This window comes from Thiobacillus thiophilus, from assembly GCF_055378705.1.
Genome location: NZ_AP042404.1, coordinates 2,798,623 through 2,825,049, shown reverse-complemented (window position 1 = coordinate 2,825,049; position 26,427 = coordinate 2,798,623). Strand labels below are relative to the sequence as shown.

Below are 26,427 nucleotides of genomic sequence, written 5' to 3'. Positions count from 1 at the left end.
AGGTTGTTTCGTGTCCATGCGATGGCCGTGCCTACATCCAGTCCATCAGGCTCACGCCGACACCAAGCGATTGCTGGCTGTGGTTGTAGTCGATGAGCGATTCACCGTAGCCATTGAAATACTGGACATACCCCCGCAGCCGGCCATTGATCGGGAAACTCCAGTCCACCTGCACCGCGCCACGATTGGATGAGCCTTCCAGGTTATTGCGCAGCAATATGGAGTAAGTGTGGCCGCCGTTCTTGTAGGCCGCCAGCAGATCGCCGTTGCCCATATAGTCCTCAATATCCGGGTTGTCGTCATCCGCTGCGCTTTCCGGGATGCGGTACCACGGCCTGACCAGCAACGCAAAATTGCCGCGCTCGAACCCCCACTGCGCATAAATCCGGTTCCAGCTGCGCGACAAGCCTTCCGGGCGACCATTGGACTGGTGCACCAAGCCCAAGTTGATAAAACGCCCTCTTAAACCCGCCAAGCTGTAGTCGGTTCGAAACACCAGCATCGCCTCGGGCTCATAATTGGTCTCCCGGAACGAAGCGGAAATGCTGCTGTTGTAGGCCTGCCAGTAGGACGTCCCGGTGAAACCCATCCACAAATCGGCACGGTCACTGAACACGCCTTCAATCGCTTTGACCTTGAAGCTCAATTGCAGTTCGGCTTCAACCGAATCCAGGCCTTGATCGGGTTGCAGCAGACTCCCTCGCAACGGGGTGTTGTTGGGCGAGTCGCTGTATTTGACCGGGAGAACATAATTGGTGCCGTGCGACTTGAGCAGGAAGGTGCCCTGCTTGGCCGCGTCGTCCAGTTCCCAATGGCGTGACAATGCCGAAATCGCACCCGTTTCCGGGACCGCTTGCTGCAGCGCCGTTTCCTGCGGCGTGGGTTGTGATGGGGGCTTAAGCTGATTGGTCAAATGATCGAAGCAAGCCAGCCGCCGGGCATCCTGCTTGATGGCTGCGCAGGTTTCGAGATCGGCAAGCGGAGAGGCCTGGGCGGAGTATCCCTGCACGGCGCCAAACAGACCGCCCCATATGAATATCGCCGCAGTGCTGCCGAAACGGCACTTGATCGGTTTCATTTTTGGCTCCTGTTGTTATGGGTGGATTCATATTTTAGGCGCGCCACTACTCGAGTGGGTATGGAATGGAGCCGGGTCGTGGGGTGTCGAGCCGCAGCCGGAAGCGGCCTGCCTGATCGACAAACCGCAGAATCAACCACGGGTTCCTGGTATTCCCCACGCCACCTTGTCGTGACGTCACGTATTACTTGCCCCCCACTGCCATTCCTGCACCTCGGGCATATCCTCGCCATGGCGGATGATGTACTCGCGATGTTCGATGCGCTTGTTGCGCATCGCCTGCTTGAGATGCGCCGCCCGGTAACCCAGCGTCGGCACGCGGTCAATTACGTCCGCCACCAGATGAAAACGGTCGAGATCGTTGCACACCACCATGTCGAAGGGCGTGGTGGTCGTGCCTTCTTCCTTGTAGCCACGCACATGCAGGTTCTGGTGGTTGGTCCGCCGGTAGGTCAGGCGATGGATCAGCCACGGATAACCGTGATAGGCGAAGATGATCGGCTTGTCGGTGGTAAACAGCGTATCGAAGTCCTTGTCCGACAGACCATGCGGGTGCTCTTCCTTCGGCTGCAGAGTCATCAGGTCCACCACATTGATAAAGCGGATTTTCAGCTCGGGTGCGTGCTGGCGCAGAATGTCGATGGCCGCCAGCATTTCCAGCGTGGGCACATCGCCTGCTGCCGCCAGCACCACGTCCGGTTCGCCGCCCTGGTCGTTGCTCGCCCATTCCCAGATGCCGATGCCGGCGGCACAGTGGCGGGTCGCGCTCTCCATATCCAGCCACTGAAGCTGCGGCTGCTTGCCGGCCACAATGACGTTCACCAGATCGCGGCTCTTCAGACACTGCTCGGTGACGCAGAGCAGTGTGTTGGCATCCGGCGGCAGGTATACCCGGACGATATCGGCCTTCTTGTTGACCACGTGATCGATAAAACCCGGGTCCTGATGCGAAAAGCCGTTGTGATCCTGCCGCCACACATGCGAAGTCAGCAGGATATTGAGCGAGGCGATGGGGCGGCGCCAGGGAATTTCGTGGCACACCTTGAGCCACTTGGCATGCTGGTTGAACATCGAGTCGACGATGTGGATGAACGCCTCGTAACAGGAAAACAGTCCGTGGCGGCCGGTCAGGAGATAGCCCTCGAGCCAGCCCTGGCACGTATGTTCGCTCAGTATTTCCATCACCCGGCCATCGGCCGCGAGATGATCATCCTGCGGCAAGTGTTCGGCCACCCATGTCCGTTCGGTCACCTCGAACAGCGCGCCGAGACGGTTCGATGCCGTCTCGTCCGGCCCCATGACACGAAAGTTGCATGCATCGAGGTTGTGTTTCATCACATCGCGCAGAAACACGCCCATGGTGCGGGTTGCTTCGCCCGTCACCGCGCCGGGAATAGACACCTTGAGCGCATAATCGCGGATGTCCGGCAATTTGAGATCCTTGAGCAGGAGGCCGCCGTTGGCATGTGGGTTGGCACCCATGCGCCGCGCACCTTGCGGTGCCAGCGCGGCAAGCTCGGCGTTCAGCGCGCCGCTTTCCTCAAACAGTTCCTCAGGCCGATAGCTCTGCATCCACTGCTCAAGCAGCCCGAGATGCTCCGGATTCGCCATGTCGCCGAATGGTACCTGGTGGGAGCGCCACGAACCCTCGGTCTGTTTGCCATCGACTTCCTTCGGCCCGGTCCATCCCTTGGGGCTGCGCAGAATGATCATCGGCCAGTTAGGACGCGTCTTGACGCCATTGGCGCGCGCGTCCTGCTGGATGGCCTGAATGTCGGCAATGGCCGTATCCAGAATCGTTGCCATCTGCTGATGCATCAGCGCCGGGTCGGATCCCTCCACGAAATACGGCTTGTAACCGTAGCCGGTAAACAGGCTCTCCAGCTCTGCGTGCGGGATACGCGCGAGCAGCGTGGGGTTGGCAATCTTGTAACCGTTGAGATGCAGGATCGGCAGCACCGCGCCGTCGCGCGCCGGGTTCAGGAACTTGTTGGAATGCCATGCAGCCGCCAGCGGTCCGGTTTCGGCCTCGCCATCGCCGACCACGCAGGCGGCGATCAAATCCGGGTTGTCGAACACCGCACCGTAGGCATGCGATAACGAGTAGCCCAGTTCACCCCCCTCATGGATCGAGCCGGGCGTCTCCGGCGCCACGTGGCTCGGCACGCCGCCGGGAAACGAAAACTGCCGGAACAGTTTCTTCATGCCTTCGGCGGTCTGCGCAATATTGGGATAAACCTCGCTGTAGGTGCCTTCCAGCCAGGTGTTGGCGACCAGGCCCGGGCCGCCATGGCCAGGACCGGCAATGTAAATCATGTTGAGGTCGTGCGCCTTGATCACACGGTTGAGGTGGACATAGATGAAATTCAGCCCCGGCGTCGTACCCCAATGGCCGATCAGCCGCGGCTTGATGTGCTCGAGCCTGAGCGGCGACCTGAGCAGCGGATTGTCCAGCAGGTAAATCTGTCCTACCGATAGATAGTTCGCCGCGCGCCAGTAGGCGTTCATCCTGCGCAGCTCGGTTGCGGACAGCGGTCCGTCCACCTTTGCGCCGGTTGGCCGGGCTTGTTGCTTGTTGCTTGCTTTCAGATTCATCCTTGCTCTCCTTTTGTCATGCGTTTCATTGACGGCTGATCACCGCCAGCGCCTCCTGTGCCAGGATTTGTTGCTCATCCACGGGAAGCACCCAGACCTCGATCTTGCTGCCGGGGCGGCTGATTCGACCCGCCTTCGCCACGGTTGTTTCATTTGCAGCGGCATCCAGGCGCACGCCGGCCCATTCCATATTTTTCAATGCCGCCGCACGCACCGTCGGGGCGTGCTCACCCACGCCACCGCCGAATACGATGGCATCGGCGCCACCCAGTGCCGCCAAATAAGCGCCGATGTACTTGCGCGCACGGTAGGCGTAAGCCTCCACGGCCAAGCGCGCGGCCGGATCGCTCGACTCGAGCAGGGTACGCATATCGCCGCTGATGCCGGAAAGTCCAAGCAGGCCGGACGCCTCGTTGAGCAGCCTTCCGAGCTGCTCGGGCGACATGCCTTCGACGCTTTGCAGATAAAGCAGCAATCCCGCATCGACGTCACCGCTACGCGTTGCCATCACCAACCCCTCAAGCGGGGAGAAGCCCATGGAGGTGTCGACCGCCCGACCGTCGCGCACCGCGGTGATCGAGCAGCCGGCGCCGAGCTGGAGCGAGATCACGCACCCACGATCCGCGATATCCGGCCGCAGCGCGCACCAGCGCCGCCACATCGCCTCGTGCGCCAGCCCGTGGAAGCCGAAGCGACGTAGCCCAAGGCGCGCATTGAGCGCTCGTGGCAGCGCATAGGTTGCGGCGACCTCGGGCAGGTGCGCATAGAACGCCGTATCGAACACCGCCACCTGCGGGACACGCGCGCCCAGCAGCGCGCGGCAGGCGCGCAACCAGGCAAGTGCCGGCGGATTGTGCAGCGGCGCGAGCACGGAAAGCCGCTCAATCTCGCGCTCGACTGCGGCGTCGATCACGCACGAGCGCACGAGCGTATTGCCACCGTGCACCACGCGGTGCGCCACGACCGCAATGTCATCGAGGCCGTGCTGCTTGATGAACTCACGCAGCACGGTCTGCGCCCGCGCGGGTGCGGCATCGCTGTGATGGGTGGCGAGCAGGCGCCGCTCGCTCGCATAGGCAGCGAGGCGGATGGAAGAACTTCCGGCGTTGACGGTCAAAAGCTTCATTTTTGTCCTTGGCTATGGCCGCATAAGAATCACGATCGACCGTGCCTTCACCGTGTACCGGGCCGCTGGCAGCGCAGTCTCGTGACCCGGTTCACAGATGTCATCCGGACTGGGAAGCGCGGTATCCACCACGCGCCGCCAATCCTGCGCGCGACCCTCCTGAAGCGTGAATACGAGATCATGGTCATACGCATTGATCATGACATAGAGATCCTGATCGTATTCCGCGGCGCCGCTCAGAAAAAATGCCAGGCTGCGGGAAGCCTCCATGCGATCGACCTCGGAACCGACGCCATACCAGTGCACGTCTTCACGCCAGAAGCGGCTTCGGCCAAGCGACGGATGGGCCTTGCGAAACGCGATCATCCCCTTGAAAAACCGGAAAACCTCGCGATTGCGCTGTAGCAGATCCCAGTCCAGCCAAGTGGTTTCATTGTCCTGGTTGTACGGGTTGTTGTTGCCACGCTGGGTATTCATGAACTCATCGCCGGCGCAGAACATCGGCGTACCGTTGGCAAGAAACAGGAGGCAGCAGAAATTCTTGACCTGGCGCCTGCGTAATGCGAGCACCTCCGGCGGAACATCGCCATCGCCTTCCCAGCCGCAATTCCAGCTCAGGTTGTAATCGCTTCCATCCGTATTGCGATGGCCGTTGGCCTCGTTGTGCTTGGCGTTATAGGACACCAGATCATAGAGGCAGAAGCCATCGTGCGCTGTCACAAAATTCACACTTTGGTAGGCATGACAGGCCTCGAAGAGCGTGTCGGGGAAAAGATCGTCGCTCCCGTAGAGCCGCGTCATCAGGGCATTGACCTTGCCGGCGTCGCCGCGCATAAACGACCTCACGTCGTCCCGAAACTTCCCGTTCCACTGCGACCACGTGATGCCCGGGAAACTCCGGCCCAGCTGATAACTGGAAAGATCCCACGCCTCGGCAATGAGCCGTCTGTCGGCCAGGATGGGGTCGGCCATGATTTCGAAGATGATCGGAGGGTCATCGAGGTTGACGGAGCCGTCGCTGCGCCGCGTGAAGATTGAGGCCAGGTCGAAGCGGAATCCGTCGACATGCATCTCGGTCACCCAGTAACGGAGGCTGTCGAGGATCATCTTCCGGACGTAGCGGTTGGCGCAGTCAAGCACGTTCCCGGTGCCCGCATCGTTGCGATAGCGTTTGCGGTCGGCTTCAAGCAGATAGTAGGAGGTGTTATCGATGCCCCGGAAGCTGTAAGTCGGCCCGGTTTCGTCCATTTCCGTCGTATGGCTGTAGGCCACATCCAGAATCACCTCGATGTCGGCCGCATGAAAGGCCCTGACCATCTCCTTGAATTCATCGACCACTCCGCCCAGATCCTGTCGGCTGCTGTAGGCATGGTGCGGGGCGAAAAAGGCGAGCGACATGTAGCCCCAGTAATTACCTTCCTGGGGATCGAACTGCTGCACCGGCAGCAGTTCGACGACCGTGACACCCAGCTCATTGAGGTAGGGAATTTTGTCGATCAGGCCCGCGAAAGTGCCGCACCGTTCCACGCTGACCCCGGCGTTTGCCCGCCGGGTAAACCCTTTTACCTGCAGCTCATAAATCACGGTATCCGAGGTATGGACCGGCCGACAGTCCCCGCGCCAGTCGAACGGGGGGTGATCGCCACGGAGGACACCCAGCGGGGCCTTGCCGGCATTCGAACCGGGATGTCTCGCGGCTTCCCGGCTGAAGGCTGACGGAAAGAATATCGCCGGCGAATACGGGTCCAGCAGGATTTTTTGGGGGTCGAACCGATGGCCGGAAGCCTGGTCAACCGGCCCCTCGACGATATAGGCGTAATAAGCTGCCCCCTGGATCTCGGAAGCGGGAATCCGGCAATGCCAGATGCGTCCGGTCTTGTTCCTGAGATGGTCGAGCGGGAGCCGGTGAAGAGGTTGGAGCGGGTCATTTTCCGAATACAGCAGCAGGATGACCCGCGTCGCGGACTTCGAGTACAGGGAAAAATTGTACGCCTTCCCGGATTCGACCCAGCTTGCTCCGAAAGGAAAGGGGGCGCCCTCGATTACTCTCCAGCGATCCATGATTTCTTATGCTCCATGCCAGCCCGTCCCATGCAGGCATGGGTGGATTGATGACCGCCGGATCGCATCATGATTAACATGATTAACCGGTCGCCTGTTGAAACCGCGCTGCAACAAACCACAGCAGCCCGCATCACTGCCCTGCCAGGCAGGGAGCGCTTAGTTGCAGAACCTCGCCCATCCGAAGGACGCTGGCGGTGATCGTCCCACCGGGATCCACGCAACGGAGTTGCGCCTGAATCTGCCGGTAGGTTTCATCGCTCTGCGTCAGGGGAATATCCATAACCGACAAGATAATGTCGCCGCCCAGCAGGAATTCCTGTGCGCCGATGCGTGCCTGCACCGCGCCGGGGCGTAGCCCGAGGCGTGACGCCGGCGAGTTGTCGGCAACCTGTTCAACCAACACGCCGAACGGCTGCGGCAGGTTGAAAATTCCGGCCAGCGGCCCGGCGAGTGCACTCCCTTCGAAGCCGGTCCAGAAGGCGTGCTCCTCGAGCAGCAGTTGCTTTGCCGTGTCCGAGGTCACCGCGAATCCCAGGCCCTCGAAACCGCCGGACTTCGAGAGGATGTGGCTGACGATCCCGATCACCTCGCCCGCCATGTTGAACATGGGCCCGCCGGAATTGCCCTGATTCACGGCCGCATCGGTTTGAAAAAGCTCCCCGGTCTCGAATCCGCCCATCACCACGCTCTGCCTGTGTCGTGCGCTGAGATAACCAACCGTAAGGGTATGCGCGATCCCGTAAGGCGCACCCACGACAAACACCTGGTCGCCGATGCTTGTCCTGCTCGAGTCGCCGAGCCTTGCTACGACGGCGTTTTTCGGGACATGCTCGAGTTGAAGCAAGGCGACGTCGGCCAGGGGCGCGGAGGCGACGACATGCGCATCGATCACCTGTCCGCCCTTGAATTTCACCTTGATCACGCTCGCTGCCTGCACCAGGTGTGCCGCTGTCATGATCTTGCCGTCGGGCGAGATCAGAACGCCCGATCCGATGTTCCCGGCACTCGTCTGCCGCAGCCCGCGGCAGTCCGTCAGGAGCATTGTCTGCTGGGTTTCGATGATGACGACCGCATCACTCACCTGTCTGAAACGATCGGCAATCTCACCGGATGCGGCCGTGCCGCATATCGCCAGAAGAAACACGGCCAACAGGGCCTGTAGACGAATTCTCATGTCGATTACCTCACTGTGTTCCTAATGCCTAGGCAGGCGGTACGCCCTTGTAGAAATCCTGCAGCACGGCAACCGCATCGTCCGCGATGTCCACGATCGTGAAGAGATCGAGATCATGTCGGCTGATCAGCCCCTCTTCCACCAGGAATTCGAAGTCGATCGCCCGCCGCCAGAACCGCTCGCCGACCAGAACGATCGGCATCCGATCGACCTTGCCCGTCTGCACCAGCGTCAGTGTCTCGAAAAGCTCGTCGAGCGTGCCGTAGCCGCCGGGAAAGGCCACCAGCGCCTTGGCCCGCAACAGAAAATGCATCTTGCGCAGGCCGAAGTAGCGGAACTGGAAACACAGCTCCGGGCTGATGAACGGGTTGGGCGCCTGCTCGTGCGGCAGCGTGATGTTGAGGCCGATGCTGTGCGCGCCGGCCTCGTAGGCCCCGCGATTGGCCGCCTCCATGATCCCCGGCCCGCCACCGGTCACGACCACGAAATCGCGGCGCTGCTGCTGCTGAAAACGGCGCGAGACAATATCGGCGAAACGTCGCGCTTCATCGTAGTAGCGCGCGTATTCCAGCTGCTTGCGGGCCCGTGCGATTTCTGCCTGCAGCGCCGGGTCGCCGGACTGCCCGCCGGCGCCCTGTTCCAGCGCTTTCAGCTGCGCCTGTGCCTGCGCCGGCGATTGCAGGCGGGCGCTGCCGAACACGACGATGGTGGAATGGATATTGTGCTGGCGCAGGTAGCGCTCGGGCTTCAACAGTTCCAGCTGCAGCCGCACCGGCCGCAGATCGTCGCTGGTCAGGAAATCCGGATCTTCATAGGCAAGCCGATAGGAAGGGCTCTCGTTGATTGCCCGAACCAGTGCATCGCGTTCGCTATCGGCAACCGTGTCGCTCACAGCGGCAGGATCTCGTTCTGTACTCATGACCGTCCTCCACCACCGTCCAGGCGCAGCCTGGTCGCCACCACGCCAAACCAGATCATCGCCGCCACCATCGAGATGCCACCGACGAGGACCAGCACCGGCGGCAGGCCGAACACCACCTCGGAAAGTATCCCGAGCGGCATCAGCATGCCGGCCAGCGTCAGCCACGAGATGCCTTTCGCGGAAGCCGACCCGATGGGAAGGCGCAGCAACAGGTAGCCCACGACGATGTTGATGAAGGCGAACAGGTTGCCGTGCACGTGCGCCAGGCGCGATTCAAAATGCTTGCCCACTGCATAGTCGGCGATCCACGCCTCCTTGCCGGGTGCAAAATCACGCAGGTAGATCAGGACAAAACCGTAAACCATGAAACCGGCGAGAAACAGGAAACCTGTCGCGATATTTTTCTTGCCTTGCATGTTGCTCTCCTTGTCGGACACGTTAATAAAGGTTGGTGACAGCACTGCTGGTACTTACAACGTCACGCTCTGGCCGGGCTCGGGCACTGTCACCGTCCAGCCGTTGTCGGTTCGCAGGCGCTCGGCGAACGCGAGTGCCGCAGCTTCTTCCCCGTGCACCACGAACGTCTGGCGCGGGGGTCGCCGGAAACCGCCGGCCCAGTCGAGCAGCGCCCGCTGATCGGCATGTGCCGAGAAACCGCCCAGGGTGTGAATCGGGGCGCGCACCGGAATGTCCTGGCCGAAGATGCGCACCCGCTTTACGCCATCCACCAGCCGCCGGCCGAGCGTGCCCTGCGCCTGGAAGCCGGTGATCAGTACGCTACACTCGGCGCGTCCCAGGTTGTGACGCAGGTGATGCTTGATGCGGCCTGCATCGCACATGCCACTCGCGGAAATAATGATGGCCCCGGAGCGAATCTGGTTGAGGGCCATGGACTCGTCCACGCTGCCGATGAAGTGCAGATTCGGCAGGCTGCTGCCCGCTGATGAGCGCCAGTCGGCGAGGTGCCGCGCTTCATCGTCGAACAGCGCCATATGCTGCATGGTGATTCGGGTTGCGGCCGTGGCCATGGGTGAATCCACGAAGATATCGAGATCGCGCAGACGCCCCTGGCGTACCAACTGATGCAGGTAATAAATGACTTCCTGCGTGCGTCCGACGGCAAACGCAGGAATGATGACATTGCCGTGCTTGACCCGCAGCGTGCGCTCGATCACCTGGGCAAGCTCCTCCAGGGTCGCCGGCAGGTCCTTGTGCATGCGGTTGCCGTAGGTCGACTCGATGAACAGCACGTCCGCCGCCTCGATCACGGCCGGGTCGCGCAGAATCGGCCGCCCCGGCTGGCCGAGATCGCCGGAAAACACCAGGGTCGTGGTCTTGCCGCCCTCCGTGACCTGAATCTCGATAATCGCCGAGCCGAGGATGTGCCCGGCGTCGTGAAAGCGGCAGCGGATGTCGGCGTGCGGCTCCATCCACTGGTCATAGACGAGCGGACTCAGCTGTTCCAGGCAGTCCATGGCGTCCTGCACGGTATAGATCGGCGTCGCCGCAACCCCGGCTCGCCTGGAGGATTTTTGTTTACGCAAGGCGCGCTCAGCCTCGACCTCCTGGATGTGGCCGCTGTCCGGCAGCATCACCGCGAGCAGGTCGGCGGTGGCCCCGGTGGCATGAATCGGACCGGTGAATCCTTCAAGCATGAGCTTCGGCAACAGGCCGCTGTGATCGATATGCGCATGCGTGAGCAGCACAAAATCGAGCGCTCGCGGGTCGAAGTCGAACGGCCGGCGGTTGCGCGCCGGGGCCTCGCGCCCGCCCTGAAACATGCCGCAGTCCACCAGGAAGCGAACTGCACCGGTCTCGATCAAATAACACGAACCCGTGACCTCGCGGGCCGCGCCGTAAAAAGTGATTTTCATGATGTCCTTCCGTCTATTTTCATCGTCTGATTCGGGGCCACCGCCAGGCGATCGAGCAGCCCCTGCCTTTCTTGATCCTGGAAACCGCAGCTGGACGCGTGCTCACCCAACAGGTGAACGTGATCGACGGTTCTAAAGCAAGCATTCATGTGGAATTCCTGAAGGCGATGAGCGGTCAACTGCGGTTTTCAGGCTCATTGATGGCATCGAATCGGCGCACGTCCGCAAGCATTTCCTGCGGCGTCTGAATGTAGTGGCCTTCGACGAGTTCGTCGACGCCATGGGGGATGATCTGGTATGCGCTGGCGCCGGGTCAGTATCGGGCAACGCCAGCGACGGCCTGGCACTGGCAGCCAATGCCAGGCACGTCCAGCGGACAGTGGTGAAGCGCGTATGCAAATTCATTGCTTGCTTCCTTATGGTCTGGCCGGCTTTACACGTGGCAGCCCGCGCCAGGCAATGGCCGCGATCGTCACCCACACCAGCGTCCGCAGCGTCATGGCGATCATCGTGCGCGGTTCGAAGGCGCCGCCGAAATAAACATACACGCCGAAAGCCGCAAAGGTGAACGCCGTTGCCGCGGCGATGGCAACGGCCAGCCATACCGCCCAGCGCTGCATCAGCCACAGCCCGGCGCCGGCAATAACATAGGCAAAGCCCGCCAGAAAATTGAACCACAGCACGAATGGCACATAGTTTCCAGCCGCAGCGCGCGCCGCGTCACCGCCGAACAGGATGGTGCCGCCCTCCATGAGGGTCAGCAGGCCGAATGCGACCGCAAGCAGGGAAATTGCCCAGACACGAATGCCGCGCGGTTGTGTAGAAGGGTTCATCAAATATCTCCTGGGTTGTTGAGGTGAATGCCGATCACTGCACGGCGTTTTTACTGCCGGAAAAATACTCCACCAAGGGCTTGCGGAATTCGCTGTGGCAGTTGTAGCAACTGGTCTGAAGTTTCTGAAATGCCAGGATGACGCGCGGGCCATCCTTGGCTTTTGCCGCCTTGCCCAGCATCAGCGCGGCATCGACTTTCTTACCTTCGTAGGTCTTGAATTTCCACATTTGAGTGCCCATGAAGCCGAGCAGGCTTACCTTTTCGTTCAGAGGGGGTTGCGGCTGGTCGATAATCTGCGCAGCGTTTTTTTCCACCAGGATCCAGTCCTCGCGCGAAATGCCGTCGGTAATGGCCTGCATGTTCCTGCCCAGATCTTCCATGATTTTATGAAGGATCACGGGACTCGCCGCTTGCGCGCCGCTTGTGGCAAGCGCCAGGCAGGCTGAAGAAAAAAAGGGATAGGCGAGCTTGCGCAGCGTGTTCATCTCAGACCATCCGTTTCTGGAAGCGAAGCGAACTCACCAGCAGCAGCACCGTGCCGAGCACTGCCAGGGCGGCGAACTGGGGCCACAGGATTTCCAGGCCGCTGCCCTTGAGGAAGATGTCCCGGATGATGATCAGGAAATAACGCAGCGGGTTGAGATAGGTGAGCCACTGTGCCGGCTCGGGCATGTTCGAGATCGGAAACATGAAGCCGGACAGCAGCACCGCGGGCAGGTAGAAAAAGAACGACGACATCAGCGCCTGCTGCTGGGTCTGCGAAATGGTGGAAATGAACAGGCCGATACCGATGGTCGACATCAGGTACAGTCCGGCGCCGAACAGCAGCAGCCCCAGGCTGCCATGAATCGGCACATTGAACCAGTTGACCCCGATTGCGGTAACCACCAGCACGTCGATGAAGCTGATCAGCACGAACGGCAGGGTCTTGCCGAGGATCAGTTCGAATGAGCGAATCGGCGTCACCATCAGTTGCTCCATGGTGCCGATCTCACGCTCGCGCACGATCGCCATCGCGGTGAGCAGCAGGGAAATCAGCAGCACCACCACGGCGATCACGCCAGGGACGTTGTAATAGCGGCTCTTCAGGTCGGGGTTGAACCAGGCGCGCGAACGCAGTTCGATGGGACTGGCTTGCTCCTGCGCCAGCTGGGTCAGTTCGATCGGCGCGGCGCGTTCTTTGGAAAACTCCTGGGTGATGCGCTGGGCATAATCCATCGCCACCGTGCCGGTGTTCGAATCGGTGCCGTCGATGATGGTCTGGATCACCGCCTGACGTCCGGATATCAGGTCGTCGGCAAAGCCGCGGTTGATCTGGATGCCGATGATCGCCTTGCTGCGGTCGAGTAGCTCGCCCAGCCGTTCGGGCCGGTCGGTGTTGTCCACCACGGTGAAATAACCGGAAGCCGTGAAGCGCTCGATCAGCGCGCGGCTCTGCGGGCTCTTGTCGAGGTCGCACACCGCGGTCTTGATGTGGTCGACGTCGGTGGTCACGGCATAACCGAACATGATCAGCTGGATCACCGGCATGACGAAGATCAGCGCCTTCATGCGCGGGTCGCGCAGCACCTGAATGAACTCTTTCACCAGCATGCGATAGATTCGTTCCCACATAACGCCTCCGTCAGGCCAGCTTTTTACGGAACTTGCCCAAAGCAACGGAGAACACCACCGCTGCGAACAGTCCGAGGAAAATCAGGTCACCCGCCACGAAGGAAGGCGGGCTGGCCTTGAGAAAAATGTTCTTCAGCACTTCGACGAAATAGCGTGCCTGCACCACGTGGGTGACCACCTGCAGGAAGCGCGGCATGTTGTCGATGGAGTAGAGGAATCCGGAAAGCAGGAAGGCCGGCAGAAAGGTGACCACCATTGCCACCTGGCTCGCCACCAGTTGCGACTTGGCGATGGTGGAAACCATGATGCCGAGGCTCAGGCCGCCCACCAGGAACATCGCGGTGACGCCGAGCAGGAACAGAAAGCTGCCTCTAAGCGGCACGTCGAATACCCATACCCCCATCGCCACCGAGAACAGCACGTCCAGTACGCCGATCACGAAATACGGCGCCATCTTGCCGAGGAACAGTTCGATCGGCTGCACCGGCGTGGCGATCAGCTGTTCCATGGTGCCGCTTTCCCACTCGCGTGAAACGGTGAGCGCGGTGAGCAGGGCGGTGATCACCGTCATGATCACCGCGATCAGGCCGGGGATGATGAACCAGCGGCTTTTCAGCTCGGCGTTGTACCAGACCCGCAGGCGGTTATCCACGGCGAGCTCGATCTTGCCGCCCAACTGCGCCGCACTGAAGCGGTCGGTGATGGCCTCGACGTAGCCCATGGCAATGGTCGCGGTGTTGGCGTCCGAGCCGTCGGCAAGCAATTGTACTTGTGTGGTCCGCTCCTGCTCCAGGTCGCGCGCAAAGTGCTGCGGGATCACCAGCGCCAGGTGAGCGCGGCCCTGGTCGATCAGCGCGCGCGCATCGGTGTAATTTTCCACGTCCGCGACCACGTCGAAATAGCTGGAAGCCGGAAACCCTTCCACGTAATGGCGGCTGGCAGCACTCTTGTCCTGATCGTAGACGACAAGGTTGAGTGTCTTGATGTCCATGGTGATGGCGTAGCCGAACAGGATCAGCAGGATCAGCGGCATCAGGAAGGCCATCGCCAGCGAACGCGGGTCGCGGATGATGTGGATGAATTCCTTTTTCACCAGCGCCCACAACCGGATCCAGGAGAAAACGGGCTTTTTCATGATTTCTCCTCTTCTTCTCCGCGCTGGCGGTCCTCGAGTTCGATCAGGGAGACGAACACGTCTTCCATCGAAGGAACAACCGGGGTGATTTCTTCCACGGCAAGGCCTTGTTCCGCAAGAAAATCGCGAATCGCTGCGCTTGCCTTGGCAGCATCGTCGACCACGGCGTGCAGAGCGCCGCCGAACAGCGCGACCCCCTGCACCAGGCCGGAGCCTTCCAGCTGTTCCAGCGCCTCGAACGGACGTTCGACGCGAATTTCAAGAATGTCCTCGGGGATCAGGGTCTTGAGCTCGGCAGGTTTACCCTTGGCGATCATCTTGCCGTGGTATATCAGCGCCAGTTCGTCGCAGTATTCGGCCTCCTCCATGTAGTGGGTGGTAACGAACACGGTGGTGCCACGGTGCGACATCTGCGCGATCAGGTCCCAGAACCGGCGCCGCGAGAGCGGATCCACGCCCGAGGTCGGCTCGTCGAGAAACAGGATCTGCGGTTCGTGCAGTACCGCGCAGCCCAGGGCCAGACGCTGTTTCCAGCCGCCGGCCAGCGAACCGGTCAGGTTGCTTTGCTTGCCGGTCAGCCCCGCCATCTCCAGCACCCAGTCCTTGCGCGCCTTGCGTTTGTCCCTGGGCACGTTGTAGATGCCGGTGTAGAAGTCGATGTTCTCCTCCACGCTGAGGTCGTCGTAGAGAGAAAACTTCTGCGACATGTAGCCGATGTGGCGCTTGATGGTTTCGGACTCGGTCATGACATCGAAGCCTGCCACCCGACCCTCGCCTGAACTGGGCAACAGCAGGCCGCACAGCATGCGGATGGTGGTGGATTTGCCGGCGCCGTTGGGGCCGAGAAAGCCGAACACCTGACCCTTTTCCACGGTGAGCGAGATGCGGTCGACGGCGACGAAATCACCGAACAACCGGGTCAGGTCGCGTACTTCCACGGCCGGGTCTGTGCTCATGCCGTCGTCTCCTCGTCGTTTCGCGTCAGCTGGTAGATGAACACGTCCTCCAGCGACGGGATGATGGTGTTTTCAGCCAGGATCGGGATGTCGGCCTCGCGCAAGACGGTGCGGGCCTGCTCCGCCTCCGCCTCGTCTGCGGCGTAGAGATGCAGCTTGCCGCCGAACAGGCTCACGCGATTGGCGCCCAGCTGGGCGGTGAGCGCCTCCCGCGCGACGCGGGGTTGTGCGGTTTCCAGTTCCAGCAGCAGGCCGGGGATAGCCTGCTTGAGTTTCTGCGGCGTGTCGCACTGGATCAGGCGTCCCTGGTGCATCAGGCCGACACGGGTACAGCGCTCCGCTTCGTCGAGGTAGGCGGTGGAGATGAAGATCGTCACCCCCTCCTTGAGCATGGCGTAGAGAATCCGCCAGAAATCGCGCCGCGATACCGGATCGACGCCGTTGGTGGGCTCGTCGAGAAACAGGATTTCGGGCTTGTGGATGAGGGCGCAGGCCAGCCCCAGCTTCTGTTTCATGCCGCCGGAAAGGTTGCGCGCCAGGCGCTTTCTGAACGGGGTCAGGTTGGAGAAGCCGAGCAGGCGCTCTTCCAGCGGCTCACGCTCGCGCCGCGGCACTTGGTACAGGTCGGCATAAAAGCGCAGGTTCTCTTCCACCGAGAGATCGCCGTACAGGCCGAAGCGCTGCGACATGTAGCTGATGCGGGACTTGATCGCCTCTTCGTCGCCCTGGATGGAAAATTCCGCTACGGACGCACTGCCTTCGCTTGCGGCGAGAATACCGGTCAGCATGCGCATGGTGGTGGTCTTGCCGGCGCCGTCCGGGCCGACCAGGCCGAAGATTTCGCCGCGCCTCACTTCAAGATCGAGCTCGCGCACCGCCCACATGTCACCGAAGGCGCGTCCGAGGCCGCTGGCCTGAATGGCAATATCGTTCATGGCATTTCTCCGTGCGCGGCGATCAGGGCTTCGTGGAGAGGCTTGCCGGCAGCCGCGGCGACGATTTCGGGGTCGAAATGGCTGCCACCGGCCTGGGCGATGATATCCAATGCCTGCTCCGCGCTGACGCCGCGGCGATAGCTGCGGTTGCTGCCGAGGGCGTCGAAAGCATCGGCCACCGCGATAATGCGCGCCGCGACGGGGATGTCCGTACCGCGCAGCCCGTCGGGGTAGCCGCTGCCGTCGAAGCGTTCATGGTGATGGCGCACCGCCTTGGCGTGGCGGCGCAGCGGGGCGATAGTGCGAAGAATGTCTGCACCGGCGGCGGGATGTTTCTGCACCACGGCGAATTCTTCACGGGTGAGACGCTCCGGTTTGGTCAGGATGCGGTCGGGGATCCCGATCTTGCCCAGGTCGTGCAGCAGCGCTGCCTGGCCGATCGAATCCACCTCGGCTTCCGGCAAGCCCATGGCCCCGGCAATCAAGCGGGTGTAATGCGCCACCCTGCGTCCGTGACCGCCTGTATAGGTGTCCTTGAGCGAGAGCGCGCTATCGTAGGCGAGCAGAATCGATTCATAGCCCTGCCGCTTTTCGTTCATCAGCCCGGTTACCAGGCGCCGGTTGACGCGCAGCAAGGCTGCCCACAACGCCATGGTCAGCAGCAGGTAAATAATGCCGCGCAGCAACAGGGGGATGAATCCATAGCGATCGGCGATGCCCAGATAAAAGGCCGCTGCCTCGCCCGCCACCATAATCGTTGCGCCCGAAATCAAGTAGAACAGCAACGCGTAGCGGTCACGCCGTTGCAGACGCTGCAGCATCTGCCTGTCATGATCGAAGCCGACTGAAGGGATCACTGTACAACCCCGCCCTCATTCGCGATGTAGACATCGGCCGGCATGCCGGGCTTGAGCGTGCCGTCGCGGTTGTCCAGCGTCACGTTCACCGCGAAGACCAGCTTTACCCGTTCTTCCTGGGTCTGCACGTTCTTGGGGGTGAACTCCGCCTGGGACGAGACGTAGCTCACGCGGCCATCGAATTCCCGGTCGGGGAAGGTGTCGACCTTGATCTTGGCGGCGGCGCCAAGACGTACCTTGCCGATCTGGTTTTCCGGGACGTAGACCCGTGCCCAGGGCCTGGAAATGTCGGTGACCGTCGCCACCGGACGCCCCGCTCCGAGGGTCTCGCCCACTTCCGCATGGGTGCGGGTGATCACGCCCTCCACCGGACTTTTGACCAGCAAATCCTCCCACGCGACACGGGCGGCCTCGACAGCGGCCAGCGCTTCGTCGCGTTGCGCCCGCGCGACGTTGATGGTCTCGGGGCGATAGCCGCTTTGCAGCAGTTTCAATCGTTCCTGCGCCGCACTTAGCTGCTGGGCCGATACGGCGGCGGCGGTGCGGTCCTTGTCGCGCCGCTGCTGGCTGACGGCGCCGCCAAGGAAGAGCGCTTCGGAACGTCTGGCTTCTTCTTCCAGATTGGCCCGGTCGGCGCGGGCCTGCTCGACCTGGGCGCGGGCTTCGGCGATTTCCTGCGGGCGATAGCCCTGTTCCAGATCCTTGAGGTGCGCCTCGGCGGCCTGCTGCGCAGCTTCCGCCTGCTGCAGCCGGGCGATGGACTCGCGCTCGTCGAGCGCGGCCAGCAGATCGCCCGCCTTGACGCGGCTGCCTTCCTCGACCGGCCGGCTGTGAAGGATGCCGGGGATGCGGAAGGAGACCGCGATTTCGGTGGCATCCATCGTGCCCGAAGCGAATACCGTGTTGTCATCCGGTGTTACCCAGGGCGCAAGCTTCCACAGCACGGCGGCACCGATGCCTGCGGCGAGAATACCGACGATTACGATCTTTTTATTCATAGTTTTGCTCCTTGCTTGACGAGATGCCCTGAAGGGCTTTCGCCGGCAAGACCAGAATTGTGAAATGTGCTTGCTGCGCTGTCCTGTGCGACGGGTTCGTTACCGCTGCCCACTCCCCAACGGTGCCATGCAAGATAGTACGCAAGGCCGTATTGGGCACTGCCGGACGCGGGAAGGCCTGCGGCGCTTTTACTGTCCGACAGCGTGGGGTTGAAGCTGTCGGTAGCGAGCTTGCCGGTGACGCGTAGCAACTGCGCCTGGCTCACGGTGATGTCGTATCCCGCCTGGAGGCGGCTCGCGGTGGCGTCCCAGAGGGCGGATTCGGCGGCGAGCAGGTCGGTGATGGTGTTCTCTCCGCTGTGGTAGCGCAGGGTTTCGATGCGCAGCGCTTCGCTGGCTTCGGTTTCGCCCTGGGTGGCCGCTTCCAGCCGGGCGCGGGATTCGGACAGGGCGCCGAACGCCTGTTCGATCTCGCTGGCGATGCGGTTGCGGGTGTCCTCCTGCTGCAAGGCATTTTGCCGCTGTTCGAGACCCGCCTGTTCCACCCGGCGCTTGCGGATGCCGCCGTCGAACACGGGCAGGGAAAGCTGCACGCCCATCTGCCAGTCGTCGTAGCCTTCCCAGTCGCCGCCGGTGCTTTCCTGCGCCTTGGCGACCAGATCGATTTGCGGCAGCCGCTCGCCGCGGGCGATGGCGGTTTTTTCCTGTGCCGCCTTGCCGGTGGCGACCAGCCCGAGCATGTCCGGACGACGCAGCAAAGCCTGGTTCTTCGCCTCTTCGATCGAAACCGGCAAGGAAGGGGAGGTCTTGTTCAGATCGGCCAGGATCGGGGCCGGGCCGCTTTCTCCCAGGAGTGATGTCAGCAGCGACAAGGCATCCTTCTCACCCTGCGTAACGGACACCTTGTCATAGCGCGCCTGGGACAACTGGGTCCTGAGGCGGATCAATTCGAGCCGCGCCGCGCGCCCCTGCTTGATGCGCAGTTCAGTATCTTTTTCCTCCTGCTGCAGCGCCTTGATGCGTGCATCCAACACCTTGTCGAGCTCCCGGAAATGCAAGGCCTTGGTGTAGGTGGCGACGACATTGAACAGCAAATCCTGCCCGCCGGCGCGCAGCACCTGGGCCGACGCCTCCCGGTTGTGCGCGGCCAGCGCTTCGCCGGCGACCAGCTTGCCGCCGCTGTAGAGCGGCAAGGATAAGGCCAGGCCGATATTGGCAATATCCTTGTCCATCGGCGGGAAAACGTTCGTATCGCGGATTGGCGTAACGAAGGTGGGGTAGGCATAGTGGGTGTAATCCGCGTTCAGGTCGACCTTGGGCAGATGCTGGCTGCGGGCGATGTCCTGCTCCAGGGTTTGCCTCTCGACCTCGACCTGCTGGCTGCGAAGCGCCGGGTTGGCCTGGGCGGCCCGCGCCATTGCGTCCCACAGAAAGAGGGGCTCGGCAGCGCAGGTCGTTGCCCCAGAGGCAAGAAAGAACGCGGTCAACAACCGCGACAGAGGCTTCATGTCCGATTCCATCCGAAATAGGCGGGATAAAGGCAGACCGGTTTTATTCCCTGTGCCGGCGCGGTCACCCAGTCTCGATAAAGCGCAAAGGCATATGCCGCCTTCCTGAATATTTCACCGCGCGCGGATAGACCCGCATCTTTTCCGAGCATCAACCCCTGAATCAGGCTGACGAAAAAATTCGCGGCGAAATGGGGGCTGATGTCGGCTCTGATGAAATCCTGGCGCCTGGCGCGTTCGATTATCCGGGCCAGGCGTGATGCGTAGCAATCAACGACTCCCTGGACGCGCCGCTGGATGCGGATATCGCCGCGCAACAGCAACCAATCCAGCATGCGCCTGGCAAGCTCAGGGTTGCGCGCGATGAATGAAACATGAGAAAAGAACACATGCTCCAGTTCCTGCAGCGGGTTTGAGTTCCACTGCGCCGTACGTTTCACACGGCGCAACAACTTCCCACGCACCCGAGAAATGAAGTGGACCCGTGCACCATGAGTATCCAGACGCAACTGAAGCAGCGCTTTCTCAGCCGGATCGGCATCATGTTCCACCAGATCCGCACCATCCTGCTTGCACTGCCCGATCACGGGCTGATTGGACGCGACGCCGGAAGACATTGCCAACCCCACCCGCTTCTCCTCCTCGGAAAAAAGGTAATGACGGCTGGTTTCCATCCATTGCGCCAAATGCGCTTGATTAAACTTGCTTGTGTCACCCATATTCATGATCAACCTCCAGTTTCATCCCGGACTGGTGTCACGACCCGATCTGCGGGCGCCGCCTGCCGGGATTGGCGGCTTTCCGACCCATCGCGCGGCATTGCGCGATGTCTTGCTGCATGTACGGGGAGTGGAGCACGAGGGCTTCGATTCCGCTGGCAGTGGACGAAGTATCCTGGCCAGACGTTTCCTGGTTCTTTCACAACCGCTACAGGTTGTTGCAAGTTGTTTCATGGGTCATCCGCGGCGCAGCAGCCGGTAAAATAGCGGCTGTGCTCCCACATTCCGGATGGGACGGAGTCAAGCTGAATGGGTGGAGAGGCAACGCAACGTATCCTGGTCGTGGACGACGACACGGCACTGCGCGAATTGGTCACGTCTTATCTCACTGCAAGCGGATACCTGGTGGAAGGCGTGGGCGACGGTGTCGCCTTCCGGGCCAGCATGGCGCGCCACGCTGCCGACCTGGTGGTGCTCGACCTGATGCTGCCGGGGGAGGACGGCTTGAGCCTGCTCAAATGGCTGCGCGCCGATGGTGGCCCCCCGGTCATCATCGTCTCGGCACGGGGCGAGGAGGTGGACCGGGTGGTGGGCCTGGAAATCGGTGCCGACGACTATCTGGCCAAGCCGTTCGGCCCGCGGGAACTGCTCGCCCGCGTGCGTGCGGTGCTGCGACGCGGTGGCGGCAATGCGTCCGCGTCCAAAGAGACCGGCGCACTTGTCTTTGGCCCGTTCCGTCTCGACCTCGCCACCCATGTCCTGACGCACGAAGGCAGTGAAGTCCCCATGACGTCTGGAGAGTTCACCTTGTTACGCATTTTTCTCGAACATCCCAATCAGGTGCTGACGCGCGACCACCTCATCACCCTGGTCAAAGGCTACGAACGTTCACCCTTTGACCGCAGCGTCGATGTCCGGGTGACCCGTCTGCGCCGCAAGATCGAGCCCAATCCCGAAACGCCGATCTACCTGCGCACCGTCTGGGGCGAAGGTTATCTGTTCTCGCCGCGCGGCGAGGCCGCGACGTGAAACTGCGCGGTTCGCTGTTTCGTCGCACGGTGCTCACCATTGCGGCAGGCCTGCTCGTATTCCAGATCGCCTCGGGCACGGCGATCTTCTTGTATATCACCAGGCCGCTCGCACAACGCTCGGCCGACGATCTGGCCGCCCTGCTGGTGCTGTCCGCGCGTACCTGGGTGGAACTGCCCGCCACGACGCGTCCCGCTTTCGAGGATGAACTGAAGTTCAGTCACGACATTGGCCTGACGGAGGCAGGCGCGCCTTTGGGCAAGGATGCCAGGCACCTCCCCTACGTCAACTTCCTGCGCACCTCGCTCGCCTCCCGCCTCGATTCCGGAACCGCCCTGCACGTGGCCGAAGCTGCGGATGGGCGCTTTCATGTGGACATCCCCATGGCCCACCACGTGTTGCGTTTCAGCTTCGCCAAGGATCTGCTCGTGCCGCGCCCCTCCTTTGCCCTGGCCTGGACTGTCGCGGCCGGCCTGCTGGTCACCCTGATCACTGCCTGGCTGCTCGCGCGCCGGATCACCGCGCCGGTGGCACGCCTGGCCGAAGCTGCACGCCTGATCGGCAGCGGCGAACACCCGCCACGGCTGCGGGAATCGGGCGAGCATGAACTGGCCGATCTGGCCCGGATTTTCAACCAGACAGCGGCTCAACTTGCAGCGCGGCGCGAAAACCAGAGCACCCTGCTGGCCGGCGTCTCGCACGACTTGAGGAGCCCCCTTGCCCGGATGAAGATGGCCTTGGGGATGCTCGCCGAGGAACACACCTCGCCTCTGCTCACGCGCATGGAACGCGATGTCGCCGAGATGGAAACACTCATCGGCGCACAATTGGAACTCGCCCGCTCCCAAGAGCGCGAGCCTGCTCAAGCAACCGACATCGACGCCCTGCTAAGTGAACTGATCGAGTCGGCAGAGGCCCAATCGCCCGGCCAAACGCACCTGCGAACTGGCGGGCCATCTTGCCATGCGACCATCGCCCCCCTTGCGCTCAGGCGTATTCTCGGCAACTTCGTGGACAACGCCTTGCGTTACGGCGGACCAGGGCGCCTGGAGCTGGTGCGGCGGCGTTGTGCCGACGGAATCCTGATTGGTGTACGAGATCGCGGACCGGGCATCCCCGCCGATCTGCGAGAGGCTGTTTTCCAGCCATTCTTCCGCCTCGACCCCTCGCGCAATCGAGCCTCTGGCGGCAGCGGCCTGGGCTTGGCCATCGCCCGCCAACTGGCCGAGACACAAGGCTGGACAATCGCCATCAAACCGCGCGTCGGCGGTGGCGTCAGTGCCTGGCTGGCGATACAGCCCCTCAACCCGGCCGCACATAGGGATTAACCCAGACCGGCTTTGGGTCTGGGCTGGACAGATCCATCGAGGGCGGCCCTTTTAAAGATGGGCTAGGCGCAGCTTCAGCCGAGGGGCAAGACATGACTTCGACAACCAACAGCGGCATAGCCTATCGAATTAATCGGCGCTTCCCTATGCCAACGCGGACAGTGGCATGCTCGCATCGCCGCTGCGCGCACTGCCGATATCGAGCTGCGTCGCTGCGATCGGTTCGAGCGGATCGGCGCCGAGGGTGCCGATGAAGGTGCGCCACGCGTCGGGATGCGCCAGGGCATCGAGTTGCGCCTGCGCATAGGCGATGCGGGGACCGAGGTCGAGGCGCCGCGCCTCGTCGGCGTTGTGCGGGTTTTGCTGGAAGCGCGACAGTTCGTCGAGGTTGCGCCGCCACAGCGCAAGGTCGCGCTCGCGCTTGACCTGCAGGCGCTGGCGGTACCAGTCGGACGCGAGCAGCGCCTCGCGGGTGAACAGGGCGCGAATCTGCGGCGCATGCACGTCCAGGCCCTGGTAGTTTCCATAGGCCATGATGGCGAGCAGCGCTTTCAGCGGCGGGCAGGCTTCCTCGATGCTGCCATCCTCAAAATAGCGCCTTGCCACCCGCTCCTGCGCTTCGACGATATTGTGCACGCCGTCGGCAAAGCTCGCCCGGCCCTGGGTTTCCGGCTTGAGGATGGCTTCGGTGAAAACCGCGCACGGATTGTCGAAGATCTTGCCCATGAAGTGGGCGACGAAGCGTTCGGTGATGCGATAGCCGAGCCGGCTCGCCAGCACCCGTTTGCCGTCGAAGTCGAAATCGTCGAGCGCTTCCATGTAGCCCTGGTCGATGAGCCAGGCCGCCTTGCGCTGCTCGGGATACAGGCGCGCCCAGATTTCCGGCACCAGCAGGCTGATGTCGTGATCGACCCGCACCTGGGCGCCGACATGGCCGGCCGAGGTGGAGAAGCCGTCATGCCCGGTGATGATCATCGACACCAGGGCGTTGTTGAGATCGGCCGTGGGGTGCAGCGCGTTGAACGGCCCCTTGGTGAGCGCGCCTTCCGAGCCCGCGCCGGTGGTCGAGGGCGACTTGCCGGTGAGGGAACAGATATAGTCCATGAACAGTTCCGGCAGGGCCTGGTAATGGATCGGGTTGTACACCGCCAGGGAGCGCACCCCCGCCTCGGGCGGATTGTTGCGCCGCCCGGACAGCACCGCGTCGACGCTGATGCACACCGGCGCCGCAGCCGCCAGCTTGCGGTGGAAACGCATGCCCATCTCCGCCGCGTATTTGCGGATCGGGTTGGCGATGTCGGGGCGAACCTGCAGGTAGCGCGGATTCTTCGACGGCTTGCCATCGACCAGGCGCGGGCATGCGGACGACACGACGGTCTGTCCGGCCTGCGCGGCCGCGGTCAGCAGGTCGCGCATCGGCGGCGTGTAGGCATGCAGCCGCATGACGTTGTCGACTTCGGCGGCCAGCGCGTCGCCGCTCAAAGGTTCGAAGTTGGCGAGGAAGTTGCCGGGCAGGGCCATGTCGGCCTCGGTCTGCTTGTCGTAGCCCGGGATGACCGCGTCGTCCGGACGCTGGAACAGGCGCAGCTCGCAGTTGTGCGTCAGCTTGACGCTGCCGGCCGGGTCCAGCCCCGGCTTGCAGCCGTCGAGCCAGGCCACCGGCGCGACCACCGAGGCGGTGATGTCGTCTTCCATCTGCACCTTTTCGGCGGGAATGAAATCCTGGCGCAGCTTGAAGGTGCGCCACTGCTCGTCGGTATCGAAACCCACGCGCAGGTAGCTGGCGACGATGCGGCGGCCGAACATCTTCAGTTCATGGCCGGGCGCGCCGTCCACCACGTCGACCGCGAGCTGCTCGTCCCAGCGATCGCCCCATTCCGGGCGATGGAAGCGCTTGATCAGGAACACCAGCGCCAGGATGCGCGGCGGGATGCTGTCGAGCCAGGCGTTGTAGGCGTCGGTATGGCTGGACGAAGGCGTCAGCAGCTTGATCACCGAACCGAGGCTGCGTTCCATGGAGAGCGGTTTGCGCGTGGGGTCGCGGTCCTCGTGCTCGAATCCGGGACGGAATCGGGCCGTGTAATCGTGGCCGAGGATGCGCCGCACCCATTCCAGGTCGCGGTCGAGATCGTCGATGAACAGCGGGCCGTAGATGACCGCGTCCTCGAGCGACTTGGAAATTTCCGACTTGCCGCCGCCGGAGACCGTGCACGGCTTGTGGCAGAACGTGCCTTCAGGCTCGATGCCGACCAGGCGCCAGGACGGCGCGCCCGGGTGCTGGCGCATCTCCACCTTGTAGCCATTGGGCTGCATGTAGATCTTGCCCGGCATGAGGCGGATCTGGCAGGTCCGGCCTTCCTGTTCCCAGGTGATGCTCTGCGCGTTGAGGTCGAAACGCACATCCTGCGGAACGTAGACGATGTCGGGATAGTTGACGTCGAGCGCGTGGCCCTCCGGCATCAGCCGCATGCACTCGCCGTAGCGCGCCAGCAAATCCGGGAACGAATAGCCCGGCTCGCGCGCCCGGCTGTCGACGCCGTATTCCTCGCCGTGGTTGCGGCACTGGAACAGCAGGGCGCCGCCGGCATGCTCCTCCTCGGCCAGGCCGTAGAGGTTGGCGGCGAAGCTGATCTGGGTCTTGACCTCTTTCTTGCAGTAGCCGAAGTAATTGTCGGCGAGGAGGGTGACCATCACGCCGCTGGCGTCGCGCGCGGTGAGCTTGAACGCCTGGCCGTCATTGTAGCGCTCGTCGGGATCCTTCCAGCACATGCCCTCGCGGCGCTGGCGCTCGGTCGCGTCATCCCGGTGCGGCAGGCCCAATTCGCGCTTGGTCAGCGTGACCAGATGCGGGGCGAGCACCACGCAGCCGGTGTGCCCGCTCCAGTGTTCCACGTCGAGTGCGGCGTCGTGCTCCGGCAGATAGGGATTGCCGCCGTTGCCGAAGATGCTCTCGACGAAATCCAGATTGCCGACCAGGTTGCCGGGCGCGAAAAAGCGGATTTCCATGCTTTTCTCCGGGGCCACGCCGGGAATCTCCGGGCAGATCACCGGGCGCAGCAGCAGCGAGACGAACATGCGCGCGGATTCGGGCTGGTTGACGGCATAGGGCAGCGTCAGCAGTTCGGCGGGGGGATTGAAGGCATGCTTGAGCATGCGCGCGAACACTTCGCGCGGCACCGCCTTCTTGTCGCCGGGAATCGGCAGGCCACCTTCGCTGATATGAAACAGGCCCTTGGTGGTGCGGCGATCGCTCGCCGGATTGTGCAGCACGCCTTGACGCACCCGGTAGCTGGAAACGATTTCCGAGCGGAACTCGTCCGCATCGGCCGCCAGCGACAGCTCGCGCGCCAGCCCCTGGTGGTCGAGGATGAAGCTCTGTCCCGGCAGATGCGGCATCTCGTCCACCCCGGCCAGGTAGCGTTCGAGAAAGTCCTGGATGCGCCGGTCGGGCGGGCACAGGTAGCCCGAAAGCAGCCAGTTCTTGGCGCGGTAGGCCATCAGCAGGTCGTGTGCCACGTCCATGAAGCCGTCGCTTTCCTGCCCATGCACGAACGGCTGACCGGATGAGGCCAGCTTGAGGTTGATGTACAGGCGCAGGTTGTCCTGCTGGCGCTGCGCGTCACTCGCCGGGATCGGGCCCGAAATGTCGGTTCTGTTCATACGTGTTCCCTAAATACGGC

Annotated in this window: 22 protein-coding genes; 3 read left to right on the top strand and 19 right to left on the bottom strand. The window is 62.4% G+C overall.

What is annotated here, in order from left to right:
* Window positions 1-31: 31 nt before the first annotated feature.
* The 8 genes from ACZ41T_RS14130 to ACZ41T_RS14095 form a co-directional block, all read right to left on the bottom strand.
* Window positions 32-1,078, bottom strand: a complete 1,047-nt coding sequence (locus tag ACZ41T_RS14130) for a phospholipase A (RefSeq protein ID WP_464922004.1) — start codon at window positions 1,076-1,078, stop codon at window positions 32-34.
* Between the two features lie 177 nt (window positions 1,079-1,255).
* Window positions 1,256-3,586, bottom strand: coding sequence for a phosphoketolase family protein (locus tag ACZ41T_RS14125; protein ID WP_464923987.1), 2,331 nt, complete (start codon window positions 3,584-3,586; stop codon window positions 1,256-1,258).
* Between the two features lie 112 nt (window positions 3,587-3,698).
* Entirely contained in the window at window positions 3,699-4,799 is a 1,101-nt protein-coding gene (locus ACZ41T_RS14120; protein WP_464922003.1) for an acetate/propionate family kinase, read from the bottom strand.
* A 12-nt stretch (window positions 4,800-4,811) separates the two neighbouring features.
* A complete protein-coding gene (locus ACZ41T_RS14115; protein WP_464922002.1) occupies window positions 4,812-6,860 on the bottom strand; it encodes a glycogen debranching protein in 2,049 nt (682 codons plus the stop codon).
* A 133-nt stretch (window positions 6,861-6,993) separates the two neighbouring features.
* Window positions 6,994-8,037 carry a S1C family serine protease gene (locus ACZ41T_RS14110; protein ID WP_464922001.1) on the bottom strand — a complete coding sequence of 348 codons (1,044 nt, stop codon included), beginning with the start codon at window positions 8,035-8,037 and terminating at the stop codon, window positions 6,994-6,996.
* 28 nt (window positions 8,038-8,065) lie between these two features.
* Complete coding sequence (locus tag ACZ41T_RS14105; RefSeq protein WP_464922000.1) at window positions 8,066-8,929, bottom strand: LOG family protein; 864 nt, start codon at window positions 8,927-8,929, stop codon at window positions 8,066-8,068.
* 23 nt (window positions 8,930-8,952) lie between these two features.
* Complete coding sequence (locus tag ACZ41T_RS14100; protein ID WP_464921999.1) at window positions 8,953-9,375, bottom strand: hypothetical protein; 423 nt, start codon at window positions 9,373-9,375, stop codon at window positions 8,953-8,955.
* Between the two features lie 54 nt (window positions 9,376-9,429).
* Window positions 9,430-10,833, bottom strand: a complete 1,404-nt coding sequence (locus ACZ41T_RS14095; RefSeq protein ID WP_464921998.1) for an MBL fold metallo-hydrolase RNA specificity domain-containing protein — start codon at window positions 10,831-10,833, stop codon at window positions 9,430-9,432.
* Window positions 10,834-10,904: 71 nt separating this feature from the next.
* Here ACZ41T_RS14095 and ACZ41T_RS14090 point away from each other — a divergent pair, with 71 nt between their 5' ends.
* Window positions 10,905-11,081 (top strand): hypothetical protein, encoded by a 177-nt coding sequence (locus ACZ41T_RS14090; RefSeq protein WP_464921997.1) that lies wholly within the window; start codon window positions 10,905-10,907, stop codon window positions 11,079-11,081.
* 168 nt (window positions 11,082-11,249) lie between these two features.
* On the opposite strand, the gene ACZ41T_RS14085 is transcribed toward ACZ41T_RS14090, so the two are convergent.
* The 10 genes from ACZ41T_RS14085 to ACZ41T_RS14040 are packed head-to-tail and all read right to left on the bottom strand — an operon-like array spanning window position 11,250 to window position 20,396.
* Window positions 11,250-11,666 (bottom strand): hypothetical protein, encoded by a 417-nt coding sequence (locus tag ACZ41T_RS14085; RefSeq protein ID WP_464921996.1) that lies wholly within the window; start codon window positions 11,664-11,666, stop codon window positions 11,250-11,252.
* Between the two features lie 34 nt (window positions 11,667-11,700).
* The gene (locus tag ACZ41T_RS14080) at window positions 11,701-12,153 is read right to left on the bottom strand and encodes a cytochrome c (RefSeq protein WP_464921995.1); all 453 of its coding nucleotides are present in this window, start codon (window positions 12,151-12,153) and stop codon (window positions 11,701-11,703) included.
* 1 nt (window position 12,154) lies between these two features.
* Window positions 12,155-13,282: an ABC transporter permease gene (locus ACZ41T_RS14075; RefSeq protein ID WP_464921309.1), complete on the bottom strand. Its 1,128-nt coding sequence runs from the start codon at window positions 13,280-13,282 to the stop codon at window positions 12,155-12,157.
* Window positions 13,283-13,292: 10 nt separating this feature from the next.
* Window positions 13,293-14,417, bottom strand: coding sequence for an ABC transporter permease (locus ACZ41T_RS14070; RefSeq protein ID WP_464921310.1), 1,125 nt, complete (start codon window positions 14,415-14,417; stop codon window positions 13,293-13,295).
* A complete protein-coding gene (locus tag ACZ41T_RS14065) occupies window positions 14,414-15,373 on the bottom strand; it encodes an ABC transporter ATP-binding protein (protein WP_464921311.1) in 960 nt (319 codons plus the stop codon). Before ACZ41T_RS14065 ends, ACZ41T_RS14070 begins: the two co-directional genes overlap by 4 nt.
* Complete coding sequence (locus tag ACZ41T_RS14060; RefSeq protein ID WP_464921312.1) at window positions 15,370-16,308, bottom strand: ABC transporter ATP-binding protein; 939 nt, start codon at window positions 16,306-16,308, stop codon at window positions 15,370-15,372. The genes ACZ41T_RS14065 and ACZ41T_RS14060 overlap by 4 nt, the downstream gene beginning before the upstream one ends.
* Window positions 16,305-17,165: an HD-GYP domain-containing protein gene (locus tag ACZ41T_RS14055; RefSeq protein WP_464921994.1), complete on the bottom strand. Its 861-nt coding sequence runs from the start codon at window positions 17,163-17,165 to the stop codon at window positions 16,305-16,307. The genes ACZ41T_RS14060 and ACZ41T_RS14055 overlap by 4 nt, the downstream gene beginning before the upstream one ends.
* Window positions 17,162-18,163: an HlyD family secretion protein gene (locus ACZ41T_RS14050; RefSeq protein WP_464921314.1), complete on the bottom strand. Its 1,002-nt coding sequence runs from the start codon at window positions 18,161-18,163 to the stop codon at window positions 17,162-17,164. The genes ACZ41T_RS14055 and ACZ41T_RS14050 overlap by 4 nt, the downstream gene beginning before the upstream one ends.
* Window positions 18,160-19,671: a TolC family protein gene (locus ACZ41T_RS14045; protein ID WP_464921993.1), complete on the bottom strand. Its 1,512-nt coding sequence runs from the start codon at window positions 19,669-19,671 to the stop codon at window positions 18,160-18,162. Before ACZ41T_RS14045 ends, ACZ41T_RS14050 begins: the two co-directional genes overlap by 4 nt.
* Window positions 19,668-20,396 (bottom strand): hypothetical protein, encoded by a 729-nt coding sequence (locus tag ACZ41T_RS14040; protein WP_464921992.1) that lies wholly within the window; start codon window positions 20,394-20,396, stop codon window positions 19,668-19,670. Before ACZ41T_RS14040 ends, ACZ41T_RS14045 begins: the two co-directional genes overlap by 4 nt.
* A 303-nt stretch (window positions 20,397-20,699) precedes the next feature.
* Between ACZ41T_RS14040 and ACZ41T_RS14035 the strand changes: the two genes are divergently transcribed.
* Window positions 20,700-21,419, top strand: coding sequence for a response regulator (locus ACZ41T_RS14035; RefSeq protein ID WP_464921991.1), 720 nt, complete (start codon window positions 20,700-20,702; stop codon window positions 21,417-21,419).
* On the top strand, window positions 21,416-22,747 hold the full coding sequence (locus ACZ41T_RS14030) for an ATP-binding protein (RefSeq protein ID WP_464921990.1): 1,332 nt from the start codon (window positions 21,416-21,418) through the stop codon (window positions 22,745-22,747). Before ACZ41T_RS14035 ends, ACZ41T_RS14030 begins: the two co-directional genes overlap by 4 nt.
* A 144-nt stretch (window positions 22,748-22,891) precedes the next feature.
* Here ACZ41T_RS14030 and ACZ41T_RS14025 read toward each other — a convergent pair whose 3' ends face one another.
* Entirely contained in the window at window positions 22,892-26,407 is a 3,516-nt protein-coding gene (locus tag ACZ41T_RS14025) for a hypothetical protein (protein ID WP_464921989.1), read from the bottom strand.
* Window positions 26,408-26,427: the final 20 nt, after the last annotated feature.

Coding starts and splice junctions, on each gene's coding strand:
- ACZ41T_RS14050 (WP_464921314.1), bottom strand. CDS start 18,163: ATGAATAAAAAGATCGTAATCGTCGGTATTCTCGCCGCAGGCATCGGT.
- ACZ41T_RS14025 (WP_464921989.1), bottom strand. CDS start 26,407: ATGAACAGAACCGACATTTCGGGCCCGATCCCGGCGAGTGACGCGCAG.
- ACZ41T_RS14120 (WP_464922003.1), bottom strand. CDS start 4,799: ATGAAGCTTTTGACCGTCAACGCCGGAAGTTCTTCCATCCGCCTCGCT.
- ACZ41T_RS14085 (WP_464921996.1), bottom strand. CDS start 11,666: ATGAACCCTTCTACACAACCGCGCGGCATTCGTGTCTGGGCAATTTCC.
- ACZ41T_RS14130 (WP_464922004.1), bottom strand. CDS start 1,078: ATGAAACCGATCAAGTGCCGTTTCGGCAGCACTGCGGCGATATTCATA.
- ACZ41T_RS14045 (WP_464921993.1), bottom strand. CDS start 19,671: ATGAAGCCTCTGTCGCGGTTGTTGACCGCGTTCTTTCTTGCCTCTGGG.
- ACZ41T_RS14065 (WP_464921311.1), bottom strand. CDS start 15,373: ATGAGCACAGACCCGGCCGTGGAAGTACGCGACCTGACCCGGTTGTTC.
- ACZ41T_RS14060 (WP_464921312.1), bottom strand. CDS start 16,308: ATGAACGATATTGCCATTCAGGCCAGCGGCCTCGGACGCGCCTTCGGT.
- ACZ41T_RS14070 (WP_464921310.1), bottom strand. CDS start 14,417: ATGAAAAAGCCCGTTTTCTCCTGGATCCGGTTGTGGGCGCTGGTGAAA.
- ACZ41T_RS14095 (WP_464921998.1), bottom strand. CDS start 10,833: ATGAAAATCACTTTTTACGGCGCGGCCCGCGAGGTCACGGGTTCGTGT.
- ACZ41T_RS14035 (WP_464921991.1), top strand. CDS start 20,700: ATGGGTGGAGAGGCAACGCAACGTATCCTGGTCGTGGACGACGACACG.
- ACZ41T_RS14040 (WP_464921992.1), bottom strand. CDS start 20,396: ATGAATATGGGTGACACAAGCAAGTTTAATCAAGCGCATTTGGCGCAA.
- ACZ41T_RS14115 (WP_464922002.1), bottom strand. CDS start 6,860: ATGGATCGCTGGAGAGTAATCGAGGGCGCCCCCTTTCCTTTCGGAGCA.
- ACZ41T_RS14110 (WP_464922001.1), bottom strand. CDS start 8,037: ATGAGAATTCGTCTACAGGCCCTGTTGGCCGTGTTTCTTCTGGCGATA.
- ACZ41T_RS14100 (WP_464921999.1), bottom strand. CDS start 9,375: ATGCAAGGCAAGAAAAATATCGCGACAGGTTTCCTGTTTCTCGCCGGT.
- ACZ41T_RS14075 (WP_464921309.1), bottom strand. CDS start 13,282: ATGTGGGAACGAATCTATCGCATGCTGGTGAAAGAGTTCATTCAGGTG.
- ACZ41T_RS14125 (WP_464923987.1), bottom strand. CDS start 3,586: ATGAACGCCTACTGGCGCGCGGCGAACTATCTATCGGTAGGACAGATT.
- ACZ41T_RS14080 (WP_464921995.1), bottom strand. CDS start 12,153: ATGAACACGCTGCGCAAGCTCGCCTATCCCTTTTTTTCTTCAGCCTGC.